The sequence below is a fragment of the Cellulomonas sp. P5_C6 genome (genome assembly GCF_054049635.1).
On sequence record NZ_JBFULZ010000260.1, the window covers coordinates 1 to 4,665 of the forward strand.

The 4,665-nt window shown below is 74.0% G+C and carries 6 protein-coding genes; 2 read left to right on the forward strand and 4 right to left on the reverse strand.

The annotated features are described in order from the left end of the window. The 3 genes from ACXJKG_RS19520 to hisD all read right to left on the reverse strand — a co-directional run. Positions 1–700 (reverse strand): alpha/beta fold hydrolase (locus ACXJKG_RS19520; protein ID WP_456847389.1); only part of this gene is annotated, 700 nt, incomplete at its 3' end. After that, positions 697–1,719, reverse strand: coding sequence for a 3-oxoacyl-ACP synthase III (locus ACXJKG_RS19525; protein WP_456847390.1), 1,023 nt, complete (start codon positions 1,717–1,719; stop codon positions 697–699). The genes ACXJKG_RS19525 and ACXJKG_RS19520, both read right to left, overlap by 4 nt. A gap of 97 nt (positions 1,720–1,816) precedes the next feature. Further along, on the reverse strand, positions 1,817–3,139 hold the full coding sequence (gene hisD, locus ACXJKG_RS19530; RefSeq protein ID WP_456847391.1) for a histidinol dehydrogenase: 1,323 nt from the start codon (positions 3,137–3,139) through the stop codon (positions 1,817–1,819). Positions 3,140–3,239: 100 nt separating this feature from the next. Here hisD and ACXJKG_RS19535 point away from each other — a divergent pair, with 100 nt between their 5' ends. Next, complete coding sequence (locus ACXJKG_RS19535) at positions 3,240–3,458, forward strand: RNA-binding S4 domain-containing protein (RefSeq protein ID WP_456847392.1); 219 nt, start codon at positions 3,240–3,242, stop codon at positions 3,456–3,458. A 19-nt stretch (positions 3,459–3,477) separates the two neighbouring features. Beyond that, entirely contained in the window at positions 3,478–4,047 is a 570-nt protein-coding gene (locus tag ACXJKG_RS19540; protein WP_456847393.1) for a peroxiredoxin, read from the forward strand. On the opposite strand, the gene ACXJKG_RS19545 is transcribed toward ACXJKG_RS19540, so the two are convergent. Next, on the reverse strand, positions 4,028–4,665 hold a 638-nt coding region (locus tag ACXJKG_RS19545), incomplete at its 5' end, for an OB-fold nucleic acid binding domain-containing protein (protein WP_456847394.1). The genes ACXJKG_RS19540 and ACXJKG_RS19545 overlap by 20 nt on opposite strands.

The window sequence follows — 4,665 nt, forward strand, 5'->3', positions numbered from 1 at the left end:
GCTCGGCACGGCTCGGGTGGTCGGGCGTCGCCGGGATGTCCGCGACGAAACCACCGATGCCCGCGCGACGGTCGGCCGTGCGGTACGGGGCGCGGAAGGCGTCCGCGACCGCCGGGTCGAGGCGCGGGTGCGCGAGGGCGAGGGTCGTCTCGAGGAAGGCCGGTGTCGTCACCGTCCCCACCGGGAGCACCCCCGGCGCCATCGCGACCCGGAGGGCGGCGGGCAGCCGGTCGTCGGCCGGCTGGTGCACCGCGGTGTTGGTGAGCACGATGCCCGCGAGCAGGTCCGGGTGGTCGAGGGCCCACCCGAGGCTGACCACGCCGCCCCAGTCGTGCCCGACCGTGACCACGGGACCGGTCAGGCCGAGGCGGTCGGTCAGTGCGCCCAGGTCGGCCACCCGGGCGGCCAGCCGGTGCTGCTCGCCGGTCCGCTCGGAGAACCCCATCTCCAGCTGGTCGACGGCGATCACCCGCCAGGGGCGCTCGGTCCGTGCGCCCGCTGCGACCAGGCGCCGCCAGAGGAACGACCACGTCGGGTTGCCGTGCACGCACAGCAGCGTGCCGACCGGGTCGGCCGCCAGGGTCGGGCCGTTGTCGAGCAGGTGCCACGTCCGCGACCCGACCCGCACCACCCGCGACCAGCGCGGATCGATCCCGCCGGCCTCGAGAACGTCGGCCGGGGGTGTCGACGCCTCCGTCACCAGACGATCTCGGCCATCGCCGTGTGCAGGCCCGAGCCGACGCCCATGCACAGCACCCGGTCCCCGGTGCGCAGCGAGTCGACCTGCTCCGCCRGGGTCATCGGCAGCGCCGCCGGGCCGACGTTGCCCCACCGCGGGAAGGTCGTCGGCACGCGTTCGGGGTCGAGCCCCAGCGCCTCGACGATCGAGCGGGTGTGCACCGACGAGACCTGGTGCGTGACGATCCGGTCGACGTCGGCCCAGTCCCACTCGGGCTGCGCCTCGTTCCAGGCGTCGACGACGAGCTCCAGCCCGCCGGCCAGGAGCCCGCCCGGGTCCGTCCGCAYCCCGTCGACGCCGCCGACGCACAGCTCGTGGTGCTGCGTCGCCGAGCGCGTCACGCCGCCGAGGAGGCGGTGGGCGCCCGGGTGCAGGTGGGCCGGACCGAGGACCGCCGCCGCGGCACCCGCCCCGAGCGTGAGCGTCGCGAACTCCTCGAGGAACGACTCCCGAGTCGTCTCCGGTGACGTCAGCCGCGCGATCGTCGCCTCCTGCGTCGGACGCGGGTCCTCGCCGTTGACGATCACCGCGTACGAGATCTGCCCGGCGTCGATCAGCTGCGCCGCCAGCGTCATCCCGTTGACGAAGCCGAGGCACGCGTTGGTCAGGTCGAAGTTGAGCGCGCTCGACGRCAGCGAGAGGTTGGAGTGGATGCGCGACGCGACCGAGGGCTCCAGGAACGTCCGGGTCACCGAGGTGTTGATCAGCAGGCCGACGTTCCCGGCGTCGATCCCGGCCTCCGCCAGCGCCTTCGCCCCCGCCGCCGTGGCGGCGTCGTCGAAGGTCATCCCCTCGTCCCACCACCGGCGCTCGTGCACGCCCGCAACGCGGGACAGGAGGCCGCGGGGCAGCCGCAGCCGCTCCAGGGTGGGCGTGAGCTGCTCGTCGAACACCGTCGACGGGACGACGACCGGCGCCTCGATGCCGACGACGGCAAGGAGCGCGACATCGCGGTGGCGGAACGTCGCGTTGCCGGTCACAGGCTGTCCTCTCGACGGGGGCTGAGGTCGCGGGCTCGCGCGAGGACGCGGGCGCTGGGTGGGCGCGGTCCGCGCGGCGGTTCCGGTGCGAGATGCGTCAGAATCTGGCCTGCACCGCCTCGCCGTGGGCCGGGAGCCCCTCGGCGTCGGCGAGCGCGACGATCTTGTCCGCGACCGCGGCGAGCGCGTCGGCGTCGTACTCGATGACCTGCACGGCTCGCAGGAACGAGTGGACACCCAGCCCGCTGGTGAAGTGCGCGCAGCCGCCGGTGGGCAGCACGTGGTTCGAGCCCGCCATGTAGTCCCCGAGCGAGACCGGCGAGTACGCGCCGACGAAGATCGCGCCCGCGCTGGTCACCCGCTCGGCGAGCGCCGCGGCGTCGACCGCTTGGATCTCGAGGTGCTCGGCGCCGTAGGCGTTGACCACGTCGAGCCCGCGCTCGAGGTCGTCGACCAGCACGATCGCGGACTGCTTGCCCCCGAGCGCCGTCGTGACGCGACCGCGGTGCATGGTGCTGTCGACCCGGTCGACCAGCTTCGCCTCGACCGCCCCCGCCAGCTCGACCGACGGCGTCACCAGGACTGCGGCGGCGAGCGGGTCGTGCTCCGCCTGCGAGACCAGGTCGGCGGCCACGTGCGTCGCGTCCGCCGTGCCGTCGGCCAGGATCGCGATCTCGGTGGGACCGGCCTCGGCGTCGATGCCGACGATCCCCCGGACCAGCCGCTTGGCCGCCGCGACGTACACGTTGCCCGGTCCGGTGACCACGTCGACCGGCTCGCAGAGCGTCTCGCCGTCCACCTCGTCGCTGCCGGCCGCGCCGTAGGCGAACATCGCGATCGCCTGCGCACCGCCGACCGCATAGACCTCGTCCACGCCGAGCAGCGCGCACGTGGCCAGGACGACCGGGTCGGGCAGCCCGTCGTCGTTCTTCTGGGGCGGCGACGCCACCGCGAGCGACCCGACGCCCGCGGCCTGGGCCGCGACCACGTTCATGACCACCGACGACGGGTACACCGCCAGCCCGCCCGGCACGTACAGGCCGACGCGGCGGACCGGGACCCAGCGCTGACGGACCTGAGCGCCGGGCGCCAGCTGGACCGTGAAGTCCGCCGGCCGCTGGGCGGCGTGCACCGCGCGCACGCGCGCGATGGTCTCCTCCAGCGCGGACCGCACCTGCGGGTCGAGCACGCCGACGGACGAGGCGATCACGTCCGCAGGCACGCGCAGGTGCACCGGGCGCACGCCGTCGAACCGCTCGGCGAGGTCCCGCAGCTCGGCGGCGCCGCGCTTGCGCACGTCCGCCAGGATCGGCGCGACGACCTCCGCGGCGTGCTCGACGTCGACCTCGGCACGGGGCAGCTCGTCGAGCAGCTCACGGCGCGTGAGGGTGCGACCGCGCAGGTCGATGCGGGTGATCACGTTCCTGAGCATAGGACGCACATCCGACCAGGGCCTGAGCAGGACCACCCTGCGGGCGTGCGCTGCACCACACCGGCCGCCTCGAGGGCAGACTGCTCCCATGAGCCTCGTACCCATCGCCGACGACTCGATCCGCCTCGGCCAGTTCCTCAAGCTCGCCGACCTCGCCGACTCCGGGGCGCACGCGCGCGAGCTGCTCGAGGACGGCGCCGTCACGGTGAACGGTGAGGACGAGGCGCGCCGCGGCCGCCAGCTCGTCCGCGGGGACGTCGTCGAGGTGGACCTGCCGACGGGCTACAAGGAAGCGACCGTCGGCTGACGTCGAGGGCGCTGGATCCATGGACCTCACGCGGCTCCCCGACGACCTGCCCGTGCCTGCCGACGACGGCGCGGCCGACCACCTCACCGGGACGCCGTTGCCGCCGGTCGTCCTCGTCGCCACGGACGGCACGCGCGTCACGCTGGACGAGCTCGGTCCGGGCCGCAGCGTCGTGTACGCGTACCCGATGACCGGCGGCGGCCCGGGCGTCGAGCTGCCGGCCGACTGGGACAGCATCCCCGGCGCTCGCGGCTGCACGGCCGAGGCGTGCGCGTTCCGGGACCACCACGCCGAGCTGCTCGCCGCCGGCGCGTCCGCGGTGTTCGGGCTCTCCACGCAGGACACCGACTACCAGCGCGAGGCCGTCGAGCGCCTGCACCTGCCGTTCCCGATGCTCAGCGACGAGAGCCTCGCACTGACGACCGCTCTGCGCCTGCCGACCTTCGAGGCGGGCGGACGGACGCTCCTGCGTCGCCTGACGATGGTCGTGCGCGACGGCGTCGTCGAGAAGACCTTCTACCCGGTGTTCCCGCCCGACGGGCACGCCGCCGAGGTGCTCGCGTGGCTGGTCAGGACGCCAGGCAGCTAGGCCCGAGCAGCGCCTTGAGGTCACCGAACAGGGAGGGCGACCGCGCGACGCGCAGCCCGTGGTCGAGCCGCATCACGGTGGCCCGGCCCGGGCTGGTGAGCCGCAGGTGCACCTCGGTGACGCCGGGGTGGGTGGACAGCACCTCGCGCAGCCGCTCGACCACCGGTGGCGTGCACCGCGAGACGGCCATCGACACCACGACGGGCGCGTCGGCGGCCTGCGACACGTCCGGCAGCGAGACCTCCATGGCCTGCAGCTGCATGGTGTCGTCGCGGCGACGCACCCGGCCGCGGATCACCACGACGGCGTCCTCGGTCAGTGCCGTGGAGTAGGCCAGGTAGGTCTCGCCGAAGAACATGATCTCGACCGAGGCCTCCATGTCCTCGATGGTGACGGCGGCCCACGGGTTGCCCTGCTTCGACATCTTGCGCTGCAGCGACGTGATGAGCCCCGCGACGACGACGGTCGAGCCGTCCGGCCGCTGCTCGTCACCCAGGAGGGTCGCGATCGACACGTCCGCCGCGGCCGCGAGCACGTGCTCGAGCCCCGACAGCGGGTGGTCCGACACGTACAGGCCGAGCATCTCCCGCTCGAACGCCAGCCGCTGCTTCTTGTCCC

Bases quoted from the DNA above. Each gene is read 5' to 3' on its own strand.
- ACXJKG_RS19540 (WP_456847393.1), top strand. From the start codon at position 3,478: ATGGACCTCACGCGGCTCCCCGACGACCTGCCCGTGCCTGCCGACGAC.
- ACXJKG_RS19535 (WP_456847392.1), top strand. From the start codon at position 3,240: ATGAGCCTCGTACCCATCGCCGACGACTCGATCCGCCTCGGCCAGTTC.